Annotated in this window: 27 protein-coding genes; 17 read left to right on the top strand and 10 right to left on the bottom strand. The window is 56.8% G+C overall.

The features are described 5' to 3' along the window. Positions 1-242: 242 nt before the first annotated feature. Together GS646_RS15305 and GS646_RS15300 are read left to right on the top strand one after the other, a co-directional pair. Positions 243-1265, top strand: a complete 1023-nt coding sequence (locus tag GS646_RS15305) for a porin (protein ID WP_171188629.1) — start codon at positions 243-245, stop codon at positions 1263-1265. 101 nt (positions 1266-1366) lie between these two features. Beyond that, positions 1367-2026 (top strand): YggS family pyridoxal phosphate-dependent enzyme, encoded by a 660-nt coding sequence (locus GS646_RS15300; RefSeq protein WP_171188631.1) that lies wholly within the window; start codon positions 1367-1369, stop codon positions 2024-2026. On the opposite strand, the gene GS646_RS15295 is transcribed toward GS646_RS15300, so the two are convergent. After that, positions 2010-2510 carry a L,D-transpeptidase gene (locus GS646_RS15295; protein ID WP_171188633.1) on the bottom strand — a complete coding sequence of 167 codons (501 nt, stop codon included), beginning with the start codon at positions 2508-2510 and terminating at the stop codon, positions 2010-2012. The genes GS646_RS15300 and GS646_RS15295 overlap by 17 nt on opposite strands. Then, positions 2507-3598 (bottom strand): GTP cyclohydrolase II, encoded by a 1092-nt coding sequence (gene ribA / locus GS646_RS15290; RefSeq protein ID WP_171188635.1) that lies wholly within the window; start codon positions 3596-3598, stop codon positions 2507-2509. The genes GS646_RS15295 and ribA overlap by 4 nt, the downstream gene beginning before the upstream one ends. A gap of 162 nt (positions 3599-3760) precedes the next feature. Between ribA and GS646_RS15285 the strand changes: the two genes are divergently transcribed. Then, the gene (locus tag GS646_RS15285; protein ID WP_171096035.1) at positions 3761-4447 is read left to right on the top strand and encodes a response regulator transcription factor; all 687 of its coding nucleotides are present in this window, start codon (positions 3761-3763) and stop codon (positions 4445-4447) included. Between the two features lie 317 nt (positions 4448-4764). Here the strand turns inward: GS646_RS15285 and GS646_RS15280 are convergent, their stop codons facing one another. Continuing rightward, complete coding sequence (locus tag GS646_RS15280) at positions 4765-5259, bottom strand: hypothetical protein (RefSeq protein WP_171188637.1); 495 nt, start codon at positions 5257-5259, stop codon at positions 4765-4767. Beyond that, the gene (locus GS646_RS15275; protein ID WP_216600497.1) at positions 5252-6112 is read right to left on the bottom strand and encodes a phage minor head protein; all 861 of its coding nucleotides are present in this window, start codon (positions 6110-6112) and stop codon (positions 5252-5254) included. The genes GS646_RS15280 and GS646_RS15275 overlap by 8 nt, the downstream gene beginning before the upstream one ends. 328 nt (positions 6113-6440) lie before the next feature. Between GS646_RS15275 and GS646_RS15270 the strand changes: the two genes are divergently transcribed. The 4 genes from GS646_RS15270 (at position 6441) to GS646_RS15255 (ending at position 9070) form a co-directional block, all read left to right on the top strand. Further along, on the top strand, positions 6441-7229 hold the full coding sequence (locus GS646_RS15270) for an exodeoxyribonuclease III (protein ID WP_171188640.1): 789 nt from the start codon (positions 6441-6443) through the stop codon (positions 7227-7229). 75 nt (positions 7230-7304) lie between these two features. Beyond that, positions 7305-8219: a thioredoxin gene (trxA, locus tag GS646_RS15265; protein WP_171188642.1), complete on the top strand. Its 915-nt coding sequence runs from the start codon at positions 7305-7307 to the stop codon at positions 8217-8219. Between the two features lie 27 nt (positions 8220-8246). Next, positions 8247-8888, top strand: a complete 642-nt coding sequence (locus tag GS646_RS15260) for an LON peptidase substrate-binding domain-containing protein (protein ID WP_171188645.1) — start codon at positions 8247-8249, stop codon at positions 8886-8888. Beyond that, positions 8885-9070: a Trm112 family protein gene (locus tag GS646_RS15255; protein WP_171095854.1), complete on the top strand. Its 186-nt coding sequence runs from the start codon at positions 8885-8887 to the stop codon at positions 9068-9070. Before GS646_RS15260 ends, GS646_RS15255 begins: the two co-directional genes overlap by 4 nt. On the opposite strand, the gene GS646_RS15250 is transcribed toward GS646_RS15255, so the two are convergent. Beyond that, a complete protein-coding gene (locus GS646_RS15250) occupies positions 9067-10329 on the bottom strand; it encodes an FAD-dependent monooxygenase (RefSeq protein ID WP_253746734.1) in 1263 nt (420 codons plus the stop codon). The genes GS646_RS15255 and GS646_RS15250 overlap by 4 nt on opposite strands. A gap of 52 nt (positions 10330-10381) precedes the next feature. On the opposite strand from GS646_RS15250, the gene GS646_RS15245 reads away from it, so the two are divergent. The 4 genes from GS646_RS15245 (at position 10382) to GS646_RS15230 (ending at position 16563) form a co-directional block, all read left to right on the top strand. Next, complete coding sequence (locus tag GS646_RS15245; RefSeq protein WP_171188647.1) at positions 10382-11710, top strand: amidase; 1329 nt, start codon at positions 10382-10384, stop codon at positions 11708-11710. A 108-nt stretch (positions 11711-11818) separates the two neighbouring features. Then, a complete protein-coding gene (locus tag GS646_RS15240; protein WP_171188649.1) occupies positions 11819-13000 on the top strand; it encodes an aminotransferase class I/II-fold pyridoxal phosphate-dependent enzyme in 1182 nt (393 codons plus the stop codon). Between the two features lie 14 nt (positions 13001-13014). Beyond that, positions 13015-15927: a DNA translocase FtsK gene (locus tag GS646_RS15235; protein WP_171188651.1), complete on the top strand. Its 2913-nt coding sequence runs from the start codon at positions 13015-13017 to the stop codon at positions 15925-15927. Between the two features lie 39 nt (positions 15928-15966). Continuing rightward, complete coding sequence (locus tag GS646_RS15230) at positions 15967-16563, top strand: outer membrane lipoprotein carrier protein LolA (RefSeq protein ID WP_171095863.1); 597 nt, start codon at positions 15967-15969, stop codon at positions 16561-16563. 15 nt (positions 16564-16578) lie between these two features. Here the strand turns inward: GS646_RS15230 and GS646_RS15225 are convergent, their stop codons facing one another. Together GS646_RS15225 and GS646_RS15220 are read right to left on the bottom strand one after the other, a co-directional pair. Beyond that, the gene (locus GS646_RS15225; protein ID WP_171095865.1) at positions 16579-17160 is read right to left on the bottom strand and encodes a lytic transglycosylase; all 582 of its coding nucleotides are present in this window, start codon (positions 17158-17160) and stop codon (positions 16579-16581) included. A gap of 61 nt (positions 17161-17221) precedes the next feature. Further along, on the bottom strand, positions 17222-18103 hold the full coding sequence (locus tag GS646_RS15220) for an AEC family transporter (protein ID WP_171188654.1): 882 nt from the start codon (positions 18101-18103) through the stop codon (positions 17222-17224). Positions 18104-18183: 80 nt separating this feature from the next. Here GS646_RS15220 and hspQ point away from each other — a divergent pair, with 80 nt between their 5' ends. Next, positions 18184-18510, top strand: coding sequence for a heat shock protein HspQ (gene hspQ, locus GS646_RS15215; protein ID WP_117872061.1), 327 nt, complete (start codon positions 18184-18186; stop codon positions 18508-18510). Positions 18511-18545: 35 nt separating this feature from the next. Here the strand turns inward: hspQ and GS646_RS15210 are convergent, their stop codons facing one another. The 3 genes from GS646_RS15210 to GS646_RS15200 all read right to left on the bottom strand — a co-directional run bounded on the left by GS646_RS15210 (position 18546) and on the right by GS646_RS15200 (position 21149). After that, complete coding sequence (locus GS646_RS15210; RefSeq protein ID WP_171648374.1) at positions 18546-20123, bottom strand: gamma-glutamyltransferase family protein; 1578 nt, start codon at positions 20121-20123, stop codon at positions 18546-18548. 216 nt (positions 20124-20339) lie between these two features. Next, positions 20340-20789, bottom strand: a complete 450-nt coding sequence (locus tag GS646_RS15205) for an ATP-binding protein (protein ID WP_371732090.1) — start codon at positions 20787-20789, stop codon at positions 20340-20342. A 21-nt stretch (positions 20790-20810) separates the two neighbouring features. Further along, complete coding sequence (locus GS646_RS15200) at positions 20811-21149, bottom strand: STAS domain-containing protein (RefSeq protein ID WP_171648378.1); 339 nt, start codon at positions 21147-21149, stop codon at positions 20811-20813. 102 nt (positions 21150-21251) lie between these two features. Here GS646_RS15200 and GS646_RS15195 point away from each other — a divergent pair, with 102 nt between their 5' ends. The 5 genes from GS646_RS15195 (at position 21252) to GS646_RS15175 (ending at position 24935) form a co-directional block, all read left to right on the top strand. After that, entirely contained in the window at positions 21252-22424 is a 1173-nt protein-coding gene (locus tag GS646_RS15195) for an acetyl-CoA C-acyltransferase (protein ID WP_171648380.1), read from the top strand. Positions 22425-22497: 73 nt separating this feature from the next. Continuing rightward, positions 22498-22953, top strand: a complete 456-nt coding sequence (locus GS646_RS15190; RefSeq protein ID WP_171648382.1) for a GAF domain-containing protein — start codon at positions 22498-22500, stop codon at positions 22951-22953. A 99-nt stretch (positions 22954-23052) separates the two neighbouring features. Then, positions 23053-23586 carry a GNAT family N-acetyltransferase gene (locus GS646_RS15185; protein WP_171648384.1) on the top strand — a complete coding sequence of 178 codons (534 nt, stop codon included), beginning with the start codon at positions 23053-23055 and terminating at the stop codon, positions 23584-23586. 156 nt (positions 23587-23742) lie between these two features. Continuing rightward, a complete protein-coding gene (locus GS646_RS15180; protein ID WP_171095880.1) occupies positions 23743-24312 on the top strand; it encodes an XRE family transcriptional regulator in 570 nt (189 codons plus the stop codon). After that, positions 24312-24935: a LysE family translocator gene (locus tag GS646_RS15175; protein WP_171188665.1), complete on the top strand. Its 624-nt coding sequence runs from the start codon at positions 24312-24314 to the stop codon at positions 24933-24935. Before GS646_RS15180 ends, GS646_RS15175 begins: the two co-directional genes overlap by 1 nt. Positions 24936-24938: the final 3 nt, after the last annotated feature.

Raw genomic sequence — 24938 nt, 5'->3', positions numbered from 1 at the left:
GGGATACTCCTAGCCAAGGACCCCCGCTGCAACAAGCCTATTCTTGCGAAATCCCGGTAGGTGGCTGGTCTTGGGGGGAAATGGACTGTGGCATCCTTGCACCAATTTGCCCCCAATGACACCGCAGCGTTTATGCCAAGCTTGCGCAAAGGGGGCAAAAAGAGCGAAACGGTGTCCGTGCTGAGACATATGCCGAGGCATGTGTCGAGTAGATAACTCTTTTTGAAACCGAGGGAAACAAGATGAAAAAAGTTCTCTTCGCAACTACGGCGCTGATCGCGACCGCAGGCGTTGCAGCAGCTGAAGTTAAATTCAGCGGTTACGGCCGTTTTGGTCTGGGCTACGTTGAAGATCGTTCCGGTACCGTTCCGAACATCTCCACTTCGGGTGGCGTTGTTACCACCATCAACTCCGCAGTTGTTGACACCGACGACGCAATCCTGGTTTCGCGTTTCCGTCTGAACATCGACGGCATCGTAGAAACTGACGGTGGCGTTCGTTTCGAAGGTCGTGTTCGTCTGCAAGCTGACGAAGACAGCAGCACCGGTGAAGCAAACTCGGCCGGCCTGAACGGCGCACGCTTCTCGGTCATCTTCGGCGGTCTGCGTGTTGACGCGGGCAACGTTGCAGGTGCCTTCGACAACTTGGCAAACTACTATGGCAACGAAGTAGGTCTGGAACTGTTCGCAGGCCAGTACTCGGGTGTTAACTACAGCTTCCTGGGTTACTCGTCGACCGGTTCGGGTTCGAACGCTGTGTTCTTCCAGTACTCGGTTGGTGACTTCGCATTCGGCGCGTCGTACGACCAAGGCACCATTGGTCTGAACGGTGTTGCAACCGACGTTGACCGTTGGGACATCAGCGCGACCTACACCTTTAACAACATCACCGCCGCTGTGGCCTATGGTCAGACCGACGCTGGTATTTCTGGTGTTAGCGATCCGAGCCTGACCGTTCTGACCCTGGGTGCAGAATTCGGTGACTTCTCGGGTACTCTGTTCGTTGCAGACGACGCAACCGAGGTCGCAGCAACTGACGGCACCGCATGGGGTCTGTCGGCAGCCTACAACCTGGGCGCTGCAACCACCCTGCTGTTCACCTACGGTGACGGTAACGCTGATGCCGACCTGCAGCAGGTTGCCATTGGTGCGACCTACGACCTGGGTGGCGGTGCATCGCTGCGCGGTGGTATCGGTGTAAACGACTGCGACATCTGCGCAGACTCGACCATCGTTGCTGACTTCGGTGCTCAGTTCAACTTCTAAGCTGATCTGAACCGTAAGGTTTGAGGGCGGGTCTTCGGACTCGCCCTTTTCTTTTGTGCCGACTTGGTGTTTTTCTGCGCCAAATACAGATTGAGGATCCCATGTCGCTGCAAGACATCACCGCACGTATCGCCAAAGCAGAATCCAAATCCGAGCGTCCGGTTGGTTCAGTGAAACTGATCGCTGTGTCCAAAGTGCAGCCGAATGAACGCGTGCAGGCAGTTCTGGAACAGGGCCACAGGTGTTTCGGAGAGAACCGGGTGCAAGAGGCCGCCGGCAAATGGCCCGCCTTCAAAGAGCAGTTCGAAGGAACTGATCTGCACCTTATCGGCCCGTTGCAAACCAACAAGGCCCGGCAGGCGATGGAACTGTGCGATGCGATTCATTCGGTGGATCGTCCCAAACTGGCCAAAACACTGGCCCGCTTGGCGCAAGAGATGGGAACCTGCCCTGATCTGTTCATTCAGGTCAATACAGGTGAAGAGGAACAAAAGGCCGGTATTCTTCCCGCCGACGCGGATAAGTTCATTGCTGATTGCAAAGCGCTCGATCTTCCTGTGTGTGGATTGATGTGCATTCCCCCTGTCGACGAAGAACCCTCTTTGCATTTTGCGCTTCTGGCCAAGATTGCTGCACGCAACGGTCTGGAGGGGTTGTCGATGGGGATGAGTGGCGATTTCGAGCAAGCCATTGCCTTGGGTGCAACCCATGTGCGTGTTGGTTCGGCCATTTTCGGCGAACGGGTCAAACCTCAGGAATAATCAGGCGGGTTCCCGGGGCAACGCGATCAGCGATCCAATGCAGGTGATCTCGGCGAAAGGCGACACACCCTTCGGTCGGAAATCCGGGGCGGCGCCATTGATGCAAAAAGATGGCTGACCCTTTCCCAGGGACGGCATTAGGCCAGTTCCAGTCCGTCAAAAGAACCAGATCGTAAAGCGGGTCGGCTCGTTGCAGTTTTTCGTGGCTAAAGGCATAAGGCGCGGCCACCATGTGGTTGTAGTTGGTGTCAGATACGTCATCCGACCATAAATCCTGAGGGCCAATCGGGTGCGCCCAGTACGTTGGGCGCGCAATCCTGTCCGCGCGGTATAGCATCCCGACAATCCGGTGATGCCCGGTGGGGGTGGCACCATCGCCTTCACGCTTGAACTTGCTCACTCCGCCCTTGCCAATGGTGCAAGGGAAAACCCTGCCCAGAAACCGAACGCCACGCGGGGTCAGCACAAGATCGCTGGGGGTCAAAGCAAATGCCCCGATTTCGCGGCTTTTGTCGCCAGATACCCCCGGTTATGAGCCGTTTCACCCACTTTCAAAGGCACGCGTTCGGTTACAGCGATCCCTGTCCGCTCCATCATGGCGATCTTGGCGGGGTTGTTTGTCAAAAGACGAACTGAATTGAACCCCAGTGACTTCAGAATGTCCGAACCAAGCCGGAAATCGCGCTCATCGTCCTCAAAGCCAAGCCTGTGGTTTGCTTCGACCGTGTCAAAGCCTTGATCCTGAAGGAAATAGGCCCGCATTTTGTTGGCCAACCCAATGCCGCGACCTTCCTGATTGAGATACAGCAGAACACCAGCGCCTTCAGATCCCATCTGTGCCAATGCTCCGCGTAACTGCGGACCGCAGTCGCATTTCAAACTGCCCATCAGGTCGCCGGTAAAACAGGCCGAGTGCAAACGGGCCAGTACCGGCTTGTCCCGATCTGGACGGCCGATTTCGACGGCATAATGTTCTTCGCCACCGTCTTCGGGGCGGAAGATGTGCAGGCGACCGGCCTCGGACACTTCCATTGGCAGGCGCGCGGCAACCACTTCGTGCAATGCGCTGCGATCTGCCAGATGTGGTGCCGCGCGCGTGTGATCGATGCATGTCAGGCCGTGCGTGGCAGCAAAGGAACGCCCGTCTTCGATGGAAACAACCACAGCTGCAGGAAGGATACGCGCGGATTTTGCCAGCGCGATTGCGATACGGTGCAGATTGGCATTGCCCTGCCGCTCGGTCATCAACGGACCTTTCATCGGCGCGTTCAAGTCGTCCGAAGGATCTGCCACCGCCTGAACCCAGGTAATATCCGCATCTGCGGGAACCAAAACCCGCGCGAGATCTCCGTCATAGGCGCGTGCCTTTAGCGTCTCGGCCCGCCGTCCGGTTATGGCCACAACCGGCGTTCCCAATGCCTTCAGATCGGCCAGACGCTGCGGGCTGAGCGTTTCCGCAGACACAGCAAGTACGCTGTAGCCACTGTCATCGGTAAGGGCCACGGGAACACCCATACGCAGATCAGCCCGTGCGCGGGCCAGCAATTCAGAAATATCGGGGGTGAGGCTCATCTAGGTTACCCTACAACGTTCAGCCCTTTTCCTATCTCTTACGAAAGGAAATGTGAAACATTTCTGCAAACTCTGACACGAAGGCGTGAAACGATTGCAGTAAAGCTTGTTGAATTCGTATTCCACACGCAAGTGATGGAAAAGCGTTTGGAGGACCGGGAAATGGCTCAGCTCAAGAAAATCCTGTTGGTGGACGATGACGAGGATCTGCGCGAGGCGCTCAGCGAGCAACTTGTAATGACCGAGGATTTCGATGTGTTCGAAGCCTCTGACGGGACCTCGGCGATGGAACGTGCGCGTGAGGCGATCTATGACCTTGTCATTCTGGATGTCGGCCTGCCTGATACCGACGGGCGCGAGTTGTGCCGCCTGATGCGCAAACAAGGCGTTAAAAGCCCCATCCTGATGCTGACCGGTCATGACAGCGATGCCGATACCATCCTTGGGCTGGATGCAGGTGCGAACGACTATGTCTCCAAACCTTTCAAATTCCCGGTTCTTCTGGCCCGCATCCGTGCCCAGCTGCGCCAGCATGAGCAGTCAGAAGATGCCGTCTTTGTGCTTGGCCCCTATACGTTCAAACCGGCGATGAAGATGTTGATCACCGAAGATGACCGCAAAATTCGCCTGACCGAAAAGGAAACGAACATTCTCAAGTTCCTGTACCGCTCGACCGACGGCGTCGTGGCGCGGGACGTGCTGCTGCACGAGGTCTGGGGTTATAACGCCGGTGTGACGACCCACACGCTGGAAACCCACATCTACCGTCTGCGTCAGAAAATCGAGCCCGATCCGTCCAATGCGCGCCTTTTGGTCACAGAATCGGGTGGATATCGGCTGGTGTCTTAACTGGGTGTGGATTGACTTGGATCAAAGTGATACCCTGTACTCATAATTAGGTTACTCCCAACCCGCGCATGTCCGGGTTATGACATGCACCTCCCTGTTGGACTGCCGGGCCGAATGGCCCGGCTTTTTTTGTGGGGTGGTTGGCAAGATGGCTGCTTAGAGCCCAAAATGCACTATGCTGCGCGACGCGCGAAGGTCGGCTGTGTTGCATCCCTTCGCCAGATCGCGCCGGAATTGAACGCGCGGGGCGGCAAATGGCACGCGACCACCGTGCGGAATATAAAAATGGCGAAAAACAGTGCTGAGGCGGTTGCGGCCTAGAGATTACCCGTTCCGATTGTTACCCATCGCGTTCGACACGTTTGATTGGCATATTCCGGTCGTCTTTGCAGTTCCATCATCACGACATGAGAACCTACGACATTGATACCTTTGTTGCCCATCGGTGCGCCAGCTTCGGAAACGAGCGTTTCATAAAGCGAAAGGTTTTCTTTCTTTAGGACCAAACCAGTGTCTTCACGCCATGCGAACCAGAAATCATCTTCGGGATCGGTTTCTAGCGCAAGCCCGTGAACTGTTGTTTCTGTGGTAAAGAACGGCCATGCGTCTCCAGGTAGTAGCGACCGTCCGTTTCTGAACTTTGGGACAATATCGGGTATGAAATATGGCCTGTTCAGGTCGATCACGGCTTGCTTGCCGATATTCATACCGTTCGGAAGCTGAACGCAGCGTGTTGGAACACCCCAAGAGAAGGCGATTGCAAAAATTGCAACACATGTTCCGGTAACGAAAAGGACGCGGAATTTATCCATAGGCACTTCGCGCAGGGTCTAGGTAGATTTGTCCTCTCAAGGTTCCCGACCAATCGTCAGTTATTGAATACGGTTCACCAGTTTGAATCCCGAGCCGTTGAGGACCACGCGGTGGAAGGCCGGTGCGCCCCCGAAGGTAGTTATCTAGCGGCCTGTGTATGTTCTCAAAAATCGTCTCTCCTGGATCAATGACTTCAACACCTATATCAGCCGGATCAGCAAATTCGTCCCTCAAATAGAACTCAATTGAGCCTTCAACGGCCAGCACACCATGCTGTTCTTCGACGTTCACTGAAAATTCCCCGCCGATCACTGTATCACCAATACTGAAAACGACACCTGTCATGCCATAGGTGTTGTAAAACGTATCAGAGAAACTGCCATCGCGCTTCTCGCGAGCTGCCCTCTCAACTTGGTCTTTCAGGTTTTTATCCACCAAAGCCATGTATTGACTGACGATTGCGGAAAGGTGGCCGGTCTCGCGTACAGTGACGCCTCGACCATTGCCACGGTAATAGTGGTTCACAAAATCACTACTGCTCCAAGCGGCACCACTACCTGCGACACCCTGCAAGGCAATTTCCATAAACTCGGAAACCTCGGCGAAATATGGTTCCGCCGTGCAACGGCAACCGTAGTCTTCCCCAGGGTGTCCGCCTTCTGGTGGATTGTCCCATGAAAAAATCTGGCCTTCGCGTTCGGCATGTGCTGACCGAACCTTACCATCGCGACGCGTTCGCCAGATGTAGTGGGTGGCAGGTTTGGCGTTCTTCGTCTCAAAACGGATTGGCGTGCCCTTGCGCAGATATTGCACAAAGGCTTCTCGATATTCTTGGGGTTCAATCAGGGTCACATCGCACACTAGGCCTTTTGTTCGGCACACAATTGTGCCGTTCAGCATTTTAGAAATGGTTAACCATGAGTGCGCTTATCAGCCTGAATAAATGCGCTAGTCGCCACCATAGCTCTAAAGCTCCTTCGATAGTCAATGGCTGGAAAGAACCTGCTTTTGTGGGCTAGTGTTGTTTACTTCGATGAAGCAGACCTTTGAGGTGAACAATTGAAAGGCAGAAAAGTCCCGCATAGCGGTCATTCGTTGACCTGGCTTTTGGGGCCTTTTCCCATGGCACCCCGTCCCACACCACGCTAACCTCCGCCCAACCGCGACAGAGGATTCCCCCATGCCCTTCACCCTTGCCACCTGGAACATCAACTCGGTCCGCCTGCGCGAGCCCATCGTGCTGAAGCTACTTCAGGACGAAGCGCCGGATGTTTTGTGCCTGCAGGAATGTAAATCGCCTGTCGAAAAGATCCCGACGGAAGGGTTTGCCGAGCTGGGCTATACCCACATGGTTGCGCGCGGTCAGAAGGGCTATAACGGCGTCGCGATCCTGTCGCGCCTACCGATGGAGGAGGTGGGCGACAAGGATTTCGCCGGTTTGGGCCACGCGCGCCACATCGCCGGACGGTTGGAAAACGGTGTTACCATCCACAACTTCTATGTCCCGGCAGGTGGTGACGTGCCGGATCGGGATGTGAATGAGAAGTTCGGCCAGAAACTCGATTACCTCACCGACATGCGCGACTGGTTCCATGCGGAGAAGCCTCAGAAATCCATTCTGGTCGGCGACCTGAACATCGCCCCGCGTGAAGATGATGTCTGGTCGCATAAACAACTGCTCAAGGTTGTCTCGCACACACCGATCGAAGTTGAACATCTGGCTGAAACACAGGACGCAGGTGGTTGGGTCGACATTACGCGGCAGGATATTCCCGAGGGGCAGCTTTATAGCTGGTGGTCGTATCGCGCACGCGACTGGGATGCAGCGGATAAAGGGCGACGGCTGGATCATGTCTGGGCCACGCCGGATATTTCCAACGCAGGCCATTCCAGCCGCATCCTGCGGGACGCGCGCGGGTGGGAAAAGCCCAGCGATCATGCTCCGGTCTTTGCGACCTTTGACGTCTGAGATGTAACTCTGCCCTTGGTTTCTGCTGCAAGCGATTGCATATAGGGCGCAAGTTCGAACGAGAGAGTGATTGCCATGGACCTTCTGAACGGCGCAGACGCCCCAGCCACCGATCTGATCAAAGACGGGAGCGAGGCCACTTTCATGGCCGACGTGGTCGAAGCTTCGCAGGAAACACCCGTTATCGTTGATTTCTGGGCACCTTGGTGTGGTCCGTGCAAAACTTTGGGTCCAATGCTGGAAGAGGCCGTAACTGCCGCAAAAGGCGCGGTGAAGATGGTCAAGATCAACGTGGATGAGGCGCAGATGATCGCCTCGCAAATGCGGATCCAGTCGATTCCAACCGTTTACGCCTTTTTCAAGGGCCAACCGGTCGATGGGTTTCAGGGCGCACTGCCGGGGTCCGAGATCAAGGCGTTTGTCGACCGTGTAATCGAAGCGGCTGGCGGTGAAAGCCCAGGCGGTCAGCTGGATGATGCCGTGCAAGCCGCCGAGGAAATGCTGACCGAAGGCGCGGCTGCAGACGCGGCGCAGACCTTTTCAGCCATTCTGGGTGAAGACCCCAACCACGCGGCGGCCTATGGCGGCTTGGTGCGTGCGCATATCGCCACCGGCGATCTGGAACAGGCCGAGGCGATCCTGAATGGCGCCCCGGCCGAGATTTCGACATCCGCCGAGCTGGAGGCTGCTCATGCACAGCTAGAGCTGGCCAAGCAGGCCGCGGATGCAGGCCCTGTTGCTGAACTGACGGCTGCTGTTGAGGCTGATCCTGAAAACCAACAAGCCCGGTTTGATCTGGCCCAGGCCCTGCACGCAAACGGTGAAGTGGAGGAGGCAGTGTCGCAACTGCTGGAGCTGTTCCGCCGGGACCGTGAGTGGAATGACGGCGCAGCTAAGGCGCAGCTATTTACCATTTTTGATGCGCTCAAACCCAATGATCCGATCGTTCTGAACGGGCGTCGCAAACTCAGCTCGATGATATTTGCCTAATCTCTGATCAGAGCTAGAATTGGGTACATGATGCATCCCGCCGACCTGCCGGATACGGTATCCGTTTTTCCTTTGCCCGGGGCACTGCTGTTGCCTCGGTCGCCGTTGCCTCTGCATATCTTCGAGCCGCGCTATCTACAGATGCTGGACGATGCGCTGAAAACCAAGGAAAGACTGATCGCAATGGTTCAGCCGAACCCTTCGATCAGTGACGAGAAAAAGCTGCACCGCATTGGATGTGCAGGGCGTGTAACGCAGTTTTCCGAAACAGAAGACGGTCGCTATCTGATCACTTTGACCGGAGTGTCCCGCTTCCGCATTGTGTCAGAGTTGGACGCGTTCACACCCTATCGCCGGTGTGCTGTCTCGTGGGATGGATTCGATCGCGATCTTGGTAAGGCCGAGAAAGACGACGGGTTCAATCGCACAAAATTCCTGACCCTTTTGGAACGCTTCTTTTTGTCCAGGCAATTGTCGACCGATTGGGAGTCTATGAAAGACGCAGAGGATGAGTTGCTTGTGAACTCATTGTCCATGCTTTTGGATTTCGATCCCGAAGAAAAACAAGCTCTTTTGGAGGCCCCCTGCCTGCGCACCCGGCGTGAGACCTTGGTGACGCTGATTGAATTCGCCATGCGCGGCGGATCGAATGAGGAAAAACTACAATGACCGACTCTGACCACGCTTTTGATCGGCATATGCTCGAAGCGTTGATCTGCCCGCAGACCCACACCACTCTGCACTATGACGCGGAAAAACAAGAGCTTGTGTCAAAAGCTGCCGGGCTGGCCTTTCCCATTCGCAACGGGATCCCGGTCATGCTGATCGATGAGGCGCGGCAGCTCGACTAAATTGCTCGTCCTTGCAACAATTTGGGCAGATCTCCGGTCAACCCGGCGGCCTCTCGCACAAAGCCACGGCGCAATCCGGGCAATGACCCGACAATGCCCATTCCAATATCTCGACCGAGACGCAGCAAGGGATTGTCGTTGGAAAACAGCTTGTTGAAGACATCCGTCGCCATCGCAAGCGAGGCGGTGTCAAAGCGACGCCATTCCTGATAACGCTCTAGCACCATGACCGAGCCGATATCCTCACCGCGCCGCCCGGCGAGTGTCACAACCTCAGCCAAAGCCCCGACATCGCGCAGGCCGGCATTTAGGCCCTGACCGGCAATGGGGTGCATCCCGTGGGCGGCGTCCCCAACCAGTGCCATGCGGTCGCCGATGAAGGAATTGGCGATGGTCAGGTTCAGCGGGTATGTGAAACGGTCGCCTGCCAAGCGTATCTCACCTAGAAAATCGCCGAAACGCGGGCGTAGCACTTGCAGATAATCTTCTTCAGACATGGCGTTGATCCGTGCCGCAGTCTCGGTACGCTCGCTCCAGACGATAGAGCTGCGGTTTCCGGTCAGCGGCAGAATCGCAAGCGGACCGGGGGGCATGAAGAACTGATGTGCAATACCATTGTGCGGCAGATCATGTTCGATGGCACAGACCAGCGCGGTCTGACCATAATCCCAACCGGTGCGTTTGATGCCCGCCCGTGACGCGGTGCCACTGCGGCGGCCGTCGCACCCAACCAGCAGGCTGCCGCCCACGGTTGTGCCGTCGTCCAACGTTAAGGTCACCCCAGTGGCGTCGCTCTGTTGGGATACAACTGTCTTGCCGCTTATCTGGGTGATGCGCGGCTCCTCGGCCATCGCGTCCAGAAAAGCGCGGCGCAGATGGCGGTCTTCGACCATATACCCCATCGGGCCTTCTTCGATCTCGGCATGGTCGAAATGCATAAAAAAGGGTGAGGGGCCTGCGCCCGCGTGACCGTCTGTGACCTTGATTTCCAGCATTGGTTGGGCGTGCTCAGCCACGTGCGCCCACACTCCTGTCGCATCCAGCAAGCGTTGTGAGGCCAAAGCCAACGCATAGGCACGGCCGTCAAAGGCGGCGTTCTTCCGGACCTTTTCGGCCAACGCATCGATCACCGTGACTGAGTGACCTGTTTGTGCCAGTGCCAGCGCCAAAGCGGGGCCGTTCAGCCCGCCGCCCACGATCAGAATATCAGATGCCTGTGTCATGCCATGCAATATGCGCGCCCTTTCGGGATTGTCCATGTGCAGTCCTGTCGCTACCGTCGCCCAAAGCTGAAAATTCCGGAGGGGCAAGATGCAGGATTGGTTGACCATGACCGCGTGTGATTTGGGTCGTGGCATTGGGATGGGTCAGATTGACCCGGTTGAACTGACGGAAACCTACCTGTCTGCCATCGACTCTCATCCGCATCGGGACCGCATCTATGCCCGTGTCACCCATGAGCGCGCCCGGTCCGAGGCTGAAGCAGCCCAGCAGCGCGCCAAACTGGGCCTGCGCCGGTCCTTGCTGGACGGCGTTCCGGTCAGTTGGAAAGATCTGTTCGATACGGCGGGGACAGTGACCGAGGCGGGTTCGGCGCTGCTAAAGGATCGTGTGCCGGATGCGGATGCGCTGGTGTTGCGCAATGCGACTCAGATGGGCACCGTCTGTCTGGGCAAAACACATATGAGCGAGTTGGCCTTCTCTGGTCTTGGCCTCAACCCGATCACTGAAACACCGCCCTGCATTAACGATGAATCTGCAGTGCCCGGAGGGTCGTCTTCAGGGGCGGCCGCCTCGGTCGCTTGGGGTTTGGCCGCTTGTGGCATTGGCTCGGACACCGGCGGGTCGGTACGGATCCCGTCGGCTTGGAATGATCTGGTCGGTCTGAAAACCACTGCCGGACGTTTGAGCCTGGAGGGTGTGGTGCCGCTCTGCCTGCGGTTTGACACGGTCGGGCCGCTGGCGCGGTCGGTTGAGGACGCCGCGCAAATGTTGGCTTTGCTCGAAGGTGGAACGCCAGCCGATCTGCGCGGTGCGTCGCTGAAAGGCCGACGCTTTGCCGATTTGCAGAACATCGCCAAAGACGATCTGCGCGACACGCCGCGTAAGGCATACGAGGAAGCGCTTGCAAAACTCGCAGACGCCGGGGCTGAAATCGTGCCGTTGGAAGTGCCCGCACTGAACGAGGCCATGACCCTGACCAGCACCATCTACACAACCGAGGCCTATGGGCTGTGGCGCGACGTGATCGAGGCAAACCCCGAAGCGATGTACCCAGAGATCCTTGAACGGTTCCGTATTGGTATGGGGTTCTCTGGCCCCGACTACGTGGCCGCCTGGTCCAAGCTCAAGGCTTGCCGCACAGCATGGGATGCAGCAACCGCCGGGTTTGACGCGGTTCTGGCCCCTACGGCCCCGATTCTGCCGCCTAATCTGGAGCGCTTGATGAGCGACCACGACTACTACGTGACCGAGAATCTACTGGCCCTACGCAACACGCGGATTGGCAATCTGATGGGTCTTGCAGCGCTGAGCCTACCCACCGGAACCCCCAGTTGCGGGTTGATGATGTTGGGTTATCCCGGCTCGGAAGAGGCCCTTTTGCGGTTGGGTTCAGCAGCGGAAGCGGTACTGGCCTGAATGCCACAATCCCCTGATTCGGAACCTCTTTGTCTGGACGAAGAGGGGCCCGGGCTGTAATCTGCCAAAAAAACGGGGCGTAAATGACCCCGATATTGAGGCAGTATTATGGATTTCCCCGAGCGGTTTTCGAACCTACCGGCTTATGCATTCCCGCGTCTGCGCGCCCTGTTGGATCATCACCAGCCGGGCGGTGACGTCGTTCACATGACGATTGGTGCACCCACGCATGATTTTCCGGCATGGGTGACAGATGTCATAATGGAAAACGCCTCTGGGTTTCAGGGCTATCCGCCGAACGAAGGTTCGGAAGACCTGCGTGGTGCGATCACGGATTGGATTCATCACCGCTATGGCGTTCAGATGGACCCGGATGCCAACGTGATGGCGCTGAACGGGACCCGTGAGGGGTTGTATAACGCCGCTATGGCGCTGTGCCCGGAACAAAAGAACGGCCAGCAACCGATCATCCTGTGCCCGAATCCGTTTTATCAGGTCTACATGGTCGCTTCGCTTTCGGTAGGCGCGCAGCCCTATTTTGTGCCTGCAACCGCCGCAACCGGTCATCTGCCAGATTATGCCGGTCTACCGGCTGAGGTGCTGAATCGCACCGCTGTGGCCTATATCTGCTCACCTGCCAACCCGCAGGGGGCCGTCGCCTCGCGCGATTACTGGGCTGAATTGATCCGTTTGGCCGAGCAATACGATTTCCGCATCTTCGCCGACGAATGTTATTCCGAGATTTACCGGGACACGGCCCCAACAGGTATTCTGACCGTCGCACAAGAACTGGGCGCTGATCCTGAACGGATCACGCTGTTCAACTCGCTTTCCAAACGCTCGAACCTGGCCGGGTTACGGTCGGGGCTGATCGCGGGCGGGCCGGAGACGATCAAACAGGTCAAGCAATTGCGCACTTATGCCGGGTCGCCTTTGCCGTTGCCCTTGCAGGCCGCTGCGGCAAAGGTCTGGGCAGATGAAGAACACGTCCGTGAAAACCGCGCGCTCTATCAGGAAAAATACGCCATCGCGGATGAGGTGTTCGCGGGCGTGCAGGGATACATGTCGCCAAAGGCCGGGTTCTTTTTGTGGCTGCCGGTCGACAACGGCGAAGACACCGCATTGAAGGTCTGGAAGGACACCGGGGTTCGGGTCCTGCCGGGCGCATATCTTTCACAAGGTGATCCGGGGAACAACCCGGGCAAAGGCTTTATCCGGGTTGCATTGGTAGCCCCAAAAACAGAGTTGCAGCGTGGTCTGATCACACTCCGCGACTGCATCTATTCGTGAGGTACGAGGGCAAAATGGCATCATATAACGCGCGCAATCGCGATCCATTGTTGGACAGCACCACGCAAGCCGCCTTGGAGCGACGCAGCAAGGAACTGATCGGCATCGCCCTTATCCTGCTGGGTTTGGCTGCGGCCGCGATGATCTGGTCCTACACCCCCGATGATCCGAACTGGATGGTTTCGACCGACGCGCCGGTGCAGAACTGGATGGGGCGAATAGGCGCATCGATCGCTGCGCCCCTTTTCATGATCGTGGGCTGGGGCAGCTGGGGTGTTGCGCTCGTGCTGATTGGTTGGGGTTTGCGTTTCGCGGGTCATTTCGGTGAAGACCGCGCCATTGCCCGGTTGATCTTTGCCCCAATCTGGATCGCCGTTGTCTCGGTTTACGCTGCGACCCTTGTTCCCGGTGCCGAATGGCGCGCGACGCACAGCTATGGTCTGGGAGGTCTGTTCGGCGACACGGTCATGGGCGCGTTGTTGACGCTTTTGCCGATCTCTTCGCATTTTCTGGTCAAGCTGATGTCTCTTGCCATGGCGGTCGGAATGATCGCGCTGGGCATCTTTGTTCTCGGCTTTACTAAAGCCGACGTGAAACGCGGCTTCCGTGCGTTCCTTTTGGGTTTGGTGATGGCCTACGACCTGCTGATGAATCTGCTGGGCCGTGGTGCCTCGGCGACTGCGCGGGCTGCGCGGGATCGACAGGCGCAATGGAAAGAACACCGCGCCGCGCGGGTGGAACCAGTTTTGAATGATGATATCGCCTTCGGTGATCCCGTCTTTGAAGAACTGGAAGAAGAGCCCGAACCTGCGCCCAAAACCGGCCTTTTGGCGCGCATGCCGTCGTTGATCCGCCGCCCGGAACCGCTGCCTGAGCCTGAATTGGTCGATCCAGAACCGATTCCGGGCTTTGACGAAATGCCCGGCGAAGATCGCATCCGCTCAAAAATCTCGGCTGCTGTGCGCAATCGCAAAGTTGCAACTGGCGAGATGACGCCCGAACCGGACCCGAGCCTGCCTTTGACCAAAGGCCGAGGCCGTCGACCCGACCCGCTGATCCTGAATGCGCATCAGCCGGATGAATTGCCGGCCGAGCCACCGGTGACCACCAGCGGGTTGCCGCCCGAACCTCCGATGACAGCAGGAGCCGCACCCGAGTGGCATGATCCGGCCCCGGTCGAGTATGCGCCCGAGATCCAGCAAGACCAATACGCGCCTATGGCGGATCTGGACGATGAGCCACTTGTCGAGGACATGGAAGACTCTGTGCCGCAGTCGCGCCCTGCGACGAAGATCCCAGTGGCGGAGCCGCGCAAGCCCGTGGTCGCACAGCCCGTGCGCCGCACACCGCCGCCGTCGCGCCGTGCGCAGGCCGAGGCGCAACCGGCACTGTCTTTTGAGGATAAGCATTCGGATTTCGAGCTGCCTCCGCTGGGGCTGTTGTCGAACCCGGCCAGCATTCAGCGCCATCATCTGAGTGATGAGGCGTTGGAAGAAAACGCGCGGATGCTGGAAAACGTTTTGGATGACTACGGCGTCAAGGGCGAGATCGTTAGCGTGCGCCCCGGTCCTGTGGTCACCATGTACGAATTGGAACCGGCTCCGGGTTTGAAAGCCAGCCGGGTGATTGGTCTGGCGGATGACATTGCGCGTTCAATGTCGGCGCTGTCGGCACGGGTTTCGACCTTGCCGGGCCGTTCGGTCATCGGCATCGAACTGCCTAACGAAAACCGTGAGATGGTGGTGCTGCGCGAAATCCTCGCCAGCCGTGATTTTGGCGATGGCAATCATGCACTGCCGCTGGCGCTGGGCAAGGACATCGGTGGCGAATCCGTCGTGGCCAACCTGGCCAAGATGCCTCACCTGCTGATTGCAGGTACGACCGGCTCGGGTAAGTCGGTGGCGATCAACACCATGATCCTGTCTCTGCTGTACAAACTGTCGCCGGATGAATGCCGCCTGATCATGATCGATCCGAAAATGCTGGAATTGTCGGTGTATGATGGCATCCCACATCTGCTGTCCCCTGTCGTCACCGACCCGAAAAAGGCGGTTGTGGCTCTGAAGTGGGTCGTGGGTGAGATGGAAGACCGCTATCGCAAGATGTCCAAAATGGGCGTCCGCAACATCGCGGGCTACAATGGCCGCGTGAAGGACGCGTTGGACAAAGGCGAGATGTTCAGCCGCACGGTGCAGACCGGGTTTGATGATGAAACCGGCGAGCCCACCTTTGAGACCGAAGAATTCGCCCCCGAAGCGATGCCCTATATCGTTGTCATCGTCGACGAGATGGCTGACTTGATGATGGTCGCGGGCAAGGAAATCGAAGCCTGCATCCAGCGACTGGCGCAGATGGCACGGGCCTCGGGCATTCACTTGATCATGGCGACGCAACGCCCCTCGGTCGACGTGATTACCGGCACGATCAAGGCGAACTTCCCGACGCGGATCTCGTTCCAGGTGACCTCGAAAGTCGATAGCCGCACGATTTTGGGCGAAATGGGTGCCGAGCAGCTGCTGGGGCAGGGCGATATGCTGTATATGGCGGGCGGGGCCAAGATTACTCGATGCCACGGTCCCTTTGTGTCGGACGAGGAGGTCGAGGAAATCGTCAACCACCTGAAACAGTTCGGCCCACCCGACTACATGAGCGGTGTGGTCGATGGCCCAGCCGAGGAAAAGGCTGAAAACATCGATGCCGTTCTGGGTCTGAACACCGGGGGTAACACGAACGGCGAGGATGCCCTGTACGATCAGGCGGTGGCGATTGTGATCAAGGATCGCAAATGCTCGACCTCGTATATCCAGCGGAAACTTGCCATCGGCTACAACAAGGCGGCGCGCCTGGTTGAGCAGATGGAGGACGAAGGCGTTGTTTCTGCGGCAAATCACGTCGGTAAGCGGGAAATCCTCGTCCCCGAGCAGTAAGATATTTAATAACAAGGGCAGAAGGCCTATCTGTACGGCATGAAACAGATTGCTTTTGCCCTTGCTTTGACACTGGCCGCACCTGCCGCATGGGCGGCGGATAAGTTGCCGCTTTCGCAGATTTCCAATTACCTGAACGGATTGAAAACGGTTGAGACGACCTTCACGCAAGTGAACGACGATGGATCGCTGAGCACCGGTAAGCTGTGGATGCAGCGCCCGGGCAAGATGCGGTTTGAATATGATCCACCCAACAGTGCAGTGGTACTTGCGCGTTCCGGCAGTGTTCAGATTTTCGATCCGAAATCAAATCAACCGCCCGAGCAATACCCGCTGAAGCGGACGCCCCTGTCCATCGTACTGGCGCGGAACGTGAACTTGGGGCAGGCTAATATGGTTGTGGGGCACAGTTTTGACGGCACCGCCACTGTGGTCACGGCGCAAGACCCTAAGAACCCAGAAGCAGGGCGGATTGATCTGATGTTCACAGACGATCCGGTCGAGCTGCGTAAATGGGTGATTCACGACAATGCTGGGGGTCAGACAACTGTTCTTCTGGGTGCTCTGACCGAAGGCGGGCGCCTCGATCAGGACTTGTTCTCGAACAGAAAAAGGGTCGGGTCAGGCAATCGCTGACCCGATCAAGCTTTGTCAGTACCGGCAGTTGGCCAACTGCGCCTGGTATAATTGCGCGCGCGCATCCACGTCACTAGCCACGTTCAACAACCAGGACTTGCTGTTGTAACTTCCACGCGCGAAGCCGGTATGGCCTTCGTGATAAGCGAGATATTGATTGCGTGTATCTGCCGGGTGAATACCGTTACGTTCGTAACTTTTATTCATGTACCAGCCGATAAAATCCGACGCGTCGCGAATCCGATCCCGCTTGGCGCGGCGTTTTCCGGTTTCACGTTGGTATTGCTCCCACGTACCGTCAAGCGCTTGGCCATAGCCATAAGCACTGCTTTGTCGGCCCATCGGGATGACGCCCAGAACGTATCTGTGCGGGGTGCGCGCATCGTGGCGATAGCGGCTTTCCTGATAGATCGTGGCCATCTGAACGTGCACGGGAACACCCCATTTACGTTCGGTGTTCTTGAAAGCCCTGATATAGTCGGGTTTTTCGCGCGCAATGCTGCACGCGTCATTCAATTTGCTGGGCGGCTGTTTCGAGCCGCCCCCACAGGATGCCAAAAGCAGCACCCCGAAGAGTACGATAAGAATTCTGCTCATGTGCCTCATGCCTTTTTTTGCACATTCTAGCGCAGATTGAGCGATTATGAAATCACAATCGTTACAAAACGATAGCCAGGATGGCAGGCAGTGCCGCAACGGAAAGAACGGTCGATACCATCACCATACCGGCAACGGCATCTGCGTCGGCGCCAAACCGTTCCGCCAACAGGTATGACGTCACCGCAACGGGTGTGCACATCTGCAGCACCAGAACGCCAAAGGCGATGGTGTCGAGATCGAAAAGAACACCGATCCCCCATCCCAGAGTAAAACAAACGGCCAGCTTCAACGCCGATAGCCAAATAGCGTGCCCGATACTGCGCGAAGTCAGGCGGGCGATTGCCACACCCACTGTCACCAACATCAATGGGACTGCCATCTGCCCCAACAGGTCAAGCGTGTTGGTCAGGAAGGTGGGTGTTTGCCACCCTTGCCACAGGAAAATGGCCCCCAAAATGGTGGCCCATGCCATCGGCTGGCGCAAAACTTGCCCCCACGCGCCTTTCCCGGCAACCAGATAGATTCCGTAAGTAAAGGAAAATAAGGCAGTAACAGACAGGAAGATTACCGCATATCCCAATCCGACCTGACCAAAGGCAAAGATACACAAGGGCAGACCAAGATTGCCGGTATTCCCGAATATCAACGGTGACAGATATGTCCGTTGGTTCAGGTGCAACACCCGAACGATCACCCAGAACACCCCGGCCAGCAAAAGATTTGCAATCAGAGTTGCCATCGTGAAGCGCGAAAGGTCTCCGCCCGGAATTTCAGTTTGCATCAGAGCCACAAAGATCAGGCTGGGCATTGCCAGGGTCGTCGCAAACCGGGTTACGAACTGAAGGCGGTACTCGAATCCCAGCTTTACCCAGGCAAAACCAATCCCTGACAACAGAAAGACCGGCGCCACAATTTCGAACACTGTTAGTATTAGGTTCACAGACTGTTTCCCTGAGTTTCACATCAATGATTGGCTTTTCCGGCCAGAAACGGGTAGTAAATGCTTTGGGGGCTGAAACAATGCTAAAGACACGTGCAAAATACGGCTTAGGCCAGGTGGTTCGTCATAAAAAACACCCTTTTCGAGGGGTGATTTTTGACGTGGACCCAGAATTTTCGAACACCGAGGAATGGTATCAGGCCATTCCCGAAGACAGCCGCCCGCGGAAAGAGCAACCGTTTTATCACCTGTTGGCTGAGAACGACCAATCCTTCTATGTTGCTTATGTTTCAGAACAAAATCTGGTTGCGGACTATTCTGGTGAGCCTGTTGAGCACCCCGATATTCCCAATATGTTCGGCCCGTTCGAAGACGGCTCGTACCCATTGCATTTCCATCTGAACTAAAGTCGTCCAACCGCGAAGGTCCGCGTTGGTTGGCTCTAGTATCCAAGGGCGCAACCGTCCTTGCGCGGGTCGCTGGCACCCTCCAAAATACCGTCTTCTCGGATTCGGATCGCTTGCGCCCCACCAAGTGGAGTTTCCGGCACTTCGATAGTATGCCCAATTTCTGACAATTGTTTCGCTACATCATCGGGGTAGCCGCGTTCCAGTTTCAGAACCGATCCGTCGAAAAACGCGCGTGGGGCGTTGATGCTCTCTTGTAGCTCAAGGCCGAAATCCCTGAGGTTTGACACAAAACGCGCGTGGCCGGTGGGCTGGTACGCTCCGCCCATCACACCAAAGGGCATCATGACACGGTCGTTTTCGGTCAGCATCCCTGGAATGATCGTGTGCATCGGGCGCTTACCTCCAGCCAACTCGTTTGGATGGCCAGGGTCCAGCGTGAAGCCAGCGCCTCGGTTCTGGAGCAAAATGCCGTACTTCTCCGAGGCGATCCCTGATCCGAAACTATGGAAAATCGAATAGATCATCGAAACCGCCATCTGGTAGCGATCCACAACGGTGATGTAGACGGTGTCCTTGTGAATGGCTTCGGTCAGTGGTGCTGCCGCAGGCATGGCACGTTTCGGATCTATAAGCGCGGCCAGTTTGGCGGCCAGTTCAGGGTCAAGGAAACGCTCTGCACGCGCCATGTGGTCAGGATCCGCGATAAACCGGTTGCGCGCATCATAGGCCAGCTTGGTGGCCTCAGCCTCGATATGCACCCTCTCAGCGCCAAAGGGGTCCATGTTGGCCACGTCAAAATGCTTCAGAATATTGAGCAAAAGAATTGCGGTCGCGCCCTGACCGTTTGGCGGATGTTCGACCAGATCGACCCCTTGATAGGCGCCCTGCATTGGCTGCGTTTCTGTGTATTTCGTGTTTTGAAAATCCTCAGCGGTGTGAACTCCACCCCGAATGGAAAGGGCAGCAATCATGTCCTCGGCAATATCGCCGGAATAAAACGCGTCACGCCCTTCTTTGGCGATCCGACGCAACACTTCGGCCTGACCCGGCGCGCGAAAAATCTGCCCGACTGAGGGGGCTTGCCCGTCGATCAGATAGTGGTCTCGGGCTGGGCCTTGCAAGGTAGCCGCTCCGATCTTCCAATCAAACGCAACGCGGGGTGCAACCGGAACGCCTGCCTCCGCATAGTGAATTGCTGGGGTCAGGATCGCGTCCAACCCCAAGCGCCCTTCCGTTTCTGCCAAATGACAGAAAGCGTCCACGGCACCGGGAATCGTCACTGCATCCGGCCCGTTCAAAGGCACAGATGACACGCCTTGATCGCGCAAAGGCTGTGCCTGCGCGGCAGCCGGAGATCGGCCCGAGCCGTTCAGGGCACGTATTTGATGTTCGCCCGCGCGGTTGAAAAGAACAAAACAATCGCCACCCAAACCGGTCATCTGCGGTTCGCAGATGCCCAACAGGACCGCACCGGCAATCGCTGCGTCCATTGCGTTGCCACCCTGCTCAAGAATGCCGATTGCCGCATTGGCCGCCAGCGGGTGAGAGGTTGCGCACATCCCCTGCGTTGCAAACACTTCTGACCGGCCCGGTTTATGCAAATCCCGCATGGCGAATTCTCTCTCTTTTGAACAAGGGAAAGCTATTCACTGATTGGGGATTGTCCAGAGATTTCAGGGGGAGAAGTTCCTCGGCGCCTTTCACTGGGTGGGGGCTGTGATAATTGGCGCCGAGGGAAGCTATCTGAGCTACGAGTCACTGTATGGCGGTTGTTTGAGGCGCGACAATGTTTCGAAAATGGCGTTATTGTGACCAATTGGGCCTGATTAGGCGTTTTTGCCGAAGTTAAACCTCAGGGACAGCCGGTTGCACCCATCCCGGTGTTCATATCGAATGTCACTGGTAAGCTGATGAATCAGGAACCAGCCAAACCCCCCTTCCGGCAGATCTTGTGTTGTTTCCGCCAGCGGTGCGGGTGTTCCGTCCGGCATTTGTAAACCAGGAAGCGGGTGCCCGGTGTCAGAGATCAGGATGTCCAGCCGATCCCGATCCAGCCGACACGTAACCTGAACATTGGCCGGTGCAATGCCCTTGTATGCGTGTTCCACCACATTGTTGATTGCTTCAGCCAATGCAATCTTAACATCGTCCGATTTATGAGGTGGCAATCCATGGTTTGCCAGACCACTACTAAGCTGCGCGATACCTGCACTTGCTTCTGTGTCTGTGGCCGGGAAGCTTAGTTCCAGACAGGTCTTGTTACAAATTGGCTCCACGCCCATCCACTCCTGCCTTGGTTACGCGTCTGGCGAGGACAGCGCGTCGTCCAGTGTCGCAAACAACCGAAAGACCGTATCCATGCGTGTCAAGCGAAAGACTTTCTCAACCACGGGCTGCGGTCCGGCCAAATCCAGCCTCCTGTCTTTGCCCAATTGTTTCATCGACGCGACAATTGCGCCCAAACCGCTGGAATCAATGAATTCGACGCTGGACAAATCCAGGACAACCCGAATTGCGCCGGTTTCGGTTTCCGACCGCATGTCTTCCTTGAACTGAATGGCCATCGCGGCATCAATCCGATTGGAATGAACGGTGATGATCTGTGTTGCGCCGCTTGATGTGCTGGTCAACCCCATAGTCCGGCACCCTCCAATCAAAAAATTGAGTCGTAGAAATACGCTAGACGCCAATTCTTACCATTCGGTATTCAAGGGCCGTGAAGCAGGAGGAAAACCCGGATGAAAGACGTTGTGATTGCAGGGGCCGCAAGAACGCCAATGGGGGGCTTTCAGGGCATGTTTGACGGAGTTGCCGCGGCTGACCTTGGCGGTGAAGCGATCCGGGCTGCGTTAAGCCAGGCGCGGGCGCAGACCGTTGATGAAGTGCTGATGGGATGTGTGTTGCCAGCAGGTCAGGGTCAAGCCCCTGCGCGTCAGGCTGGTTTTGCTGCTGGGTTAGGGGAAGAGGTCCCGGCAACCACTCTGAACAAGATGTGCGGTTCGGGCATGAAAGCGGCGATGATGGCCTTTGACCAGATTGCGTTGGGTCACGCGGATACAATGGTTGCAGGCGGAATGGAGAGTATGACGAATGCCCCTTACCTGCTGCCCAAAATGCGTGGTGGTGCCCGAATAGGTCATGGTCAGGTGGTCGATCACATGTTCCTCGACGGGCTCGAGGACGCTTATGAGAAAGGCCGCCTGATGGGAACCTTTGCCGAAGACTGTGCTGAAGCCTATCAGTTTACGCGCGAAGCTCAGGATGAGTATGCGCTCCAATCTCTGTCCAATGCCCTTGCGGCGCAGGAAAACGGCGCATTTGAACATGAGGTTGCGCCTGTCACAGTTCGCACGCGAAAAGGTGAGGTTGTGCAGGACACAGACGAACAACCAAAATCCGCCCGCCCTGAAAAGATACCCACCTTGAAGCCCGCGTTTCGTAAGGATGGCACCGTGACGGCTGCCAACTCGTCGTCGATTTCTGACGGTGCTGCTGCGCTTGTTCTGGCTTCGGCCGAAGCTGCCAAAGCCCAAGGGCTGGCGGTGCGCGCCCGTATTTTGGGTCATGCCAGTCACGCGCAAGCGCCCGGACTGTTCACCACTGCGCCGGTTCCGGCCGCACAGAAACTCTTGTCCAGCATCGGTTGGAACAAGGAGGATGTTGATCTTTGGGAGGTCAATGAAGCCTTTGCAGTTGTGCCGATGGCGTTCATGCACGAGATGGGTCTGCCGCGCGACAAAGTGAACGTGAATGGCGGGGCCTGTGCGTTGGGCCATCCTATTGGTGCCTCGGGTGCGCGCATCATGGTGACACTGTTGAACGCGTTGGAAAAGCGAGACCTCAAACGCGGTGTCGCGGCCATCTGCATCGGCGGCGGTGAAGGCACTGCAATTGCGATCGAACGCGTTTGACCCTTCATCTTTTTCCAAATACTCCGGGGGTGCGGGGGTAGCGCCCCCGCGCGGCCCCAATGGATTAGACACGATGAAAACCGATTATGAAACTCTGGCCAAAACCATCGCGGCGTTGACCGAAGGCGAAACGGATCAGGTCGCTTTGATGGCCACGGTTGCGTGCGAAGTGCATCATTCCGATGACCGCTTTGACTGGACCGGATTCTACCGTGTTGTGGAACCCGGTCTGTTGAAAATCGGCCCTTACCAAGGCGGGCATGGGTGCCTTGTCATTCCGTTCGAACGCGGCGTTTGTGGTGCTGCCGCCCGGACGGGTGAAGTGCAGCTCGTCCCAGACGTGGACGCTTTCCCAGGCCATATTGCGTGCGCATCTTCAACCCGGTCCGAACTGGTGTTGCCCGTCCACAATGCTGCCGGTGAAGTGATTGCGGTTTTTGACATCGACAGCGATCAACCGGATGCATTTTCAGTCGATGACGCAGAATACCTGTCGGGGATTCTGTCCAGGACCTTCGCTCAGGTTTAACCAAAGCAGGGCAGGCTTGCGCCTGACTATAGTGCGCCGTGTTTCGGTTTTGCCCGGTACCCGTTAAAATGCCACCGTCCCCAACAGGTTGGAGCAGGCATGGGCCTAGACCAATTCCTCACACGACGCCTTTCGGTTTTTCACTGGAGAGATGAACTCCGGGACCCTTTGTTGCGTGAAAGTCTGGAAGACGAGCTCATCACGATTTTGACCCCAAATGTGCTTAGATCCCTGCCGCCGTCCATGCAGGTGCAGGACCGGGGCATATCTCATTGGATCAATGATCGTTGCGCAGAAAGTGATGTTTTGGTGGTTCGCCAAAGACATGACCGTCATCTGATCGGCCTGATGATACTGGCACTGGATTCTGCCCATAAATCTGTGCAGACGGTCCATCTAGGCTACCTGATTTCTGAAACGGCATGGGGCAAAGGCTATGCCTCAGAGCTTTTGGACGGATTTGTCGCCGCGTGTACTTCGGGCCCAGCCGTTCGCTTGGTCGCGGGGGTTGGACGCGACAACCCGGCCTCTGCCCGCGTTTTGCAAAAATCGGGTTTTACACCCTACCGCGACGACTCGACTGTGGAAACAGAGATTTACGTCCGCGAAATCGGCGCACCGATGGTGCCTTAAGTCCACGAACCGTTCCGTGACAGTGTTCTCCACACAAACTGACAACGTGCATCGCACTTGGCGCAGGTGACCAGATGAAAAAATGCTTGGAAATTTCATCAATTTGCCCCATCGTGAAAAACAGATGTAAAATTTCACGAGATTCGGAGCAACTGTGTGAACAGCCAAGCCCCACAAAGCGCGACATTGGGTGCTGATTTAAGGGCCTTGCGCAAAGCGCGCGGGTTGACCCTGACCGAGATCGCGACCCGCCTTGATCGTTCGGTCGGTTGGCTCAGTCAGGTTGAACGGGACATGTCCGATCCTTCGATCTCGGATCTGCGTCAGATTGCTGAATGCCTTGGCGTGCCGATGTCGATGCTGTTTGCCCATGCAGCGGTTCCGGTTGAGGAAAAGGGTTATGTCGTTCGTGCGGGCACACGTCGTCCCATGGGGTCGGGTGAAGAAGGGTTGATAGAGGAACTGCTTTCGCCTGATCTGACCGATGATTTTGAAATGGTACATTCCACGTTCGAGCCCAACTCGAAGATGCAGACCCCAGCCCATCGCCCGACACAGGAAGTCGGCTACATGATCTCGGGCCGATTGGATCTGACCATCGGGTCGCGGGCTTTCACTGTCGGTCCGGGTGACAGCTTTCGGATCAAACACGAACCTTATCAATGGTCTAACCCCTATGATGAGCCCGCAGTAGCCATCTGGGTCATCGCGCCACCGGTGTACTGATGAGCTTTGAGGCCTGGACCATATTCGCGTTGTTCTGGGTGGTGTTCGTAACCACCCCAGGCCCGAACGCGGTCAACTGCATCTCAAATGGGATGAGCTTACCGTTTCCCAAAGCAATGCTTGGGGTGCTGGCAATCGTGACGCAAGCCAGCGCGTTCCTGATCCTGTCGGCGCTGGGCATCACCGCACTGATCGCGGCGTCACCGACCGGGTTCTTCGTGGCCAAACTTGTGGGGGCCGCTTTCCTGATTTGGGTCGGCATCCGAGGCTGGATGAACGCTACGAAACCAGCGCCAGCCTCTGAACGCCCTGCGCGGCATGTCTATTTTCACGCGCTGGCGGTGGCGACGATAAATCCCAAAAGCGTGGCAGGGTACCTGGCGGCCTTTTCGCAATTCGTGCAGCCCGACGTGCCGATCTGGCAGCAGATGGGAGTCATCATGCCCACGGCGCTGATCATCACCACGCTCAGTTATACCGGCTTCACCCTACTGGGCGCGCTCATGGGCAAGGCCGCACTAGGGGCTGTGTTCAACATCTGGGTTCGCCGTGTGATGGCGACCTGTTTCATCATCTATGGCGTGTTGCTGGGGGCCAGCTCCACGCCCGCAGCAAGGGGGTAATTG

Source organism: Ruegeria sp. HKCCD4315 (assembly GCF_013112245.1).
Taxonomy (GTDB): domain Bacteria; phylum Pseudomonadota; class Alphaproteobacteria; order Rhodobacterales; family Rhodobacteraceae; genus Ruegeria.
This window is presented reverse-complemented; position numbering and strand designations above follow the sequence as displayed.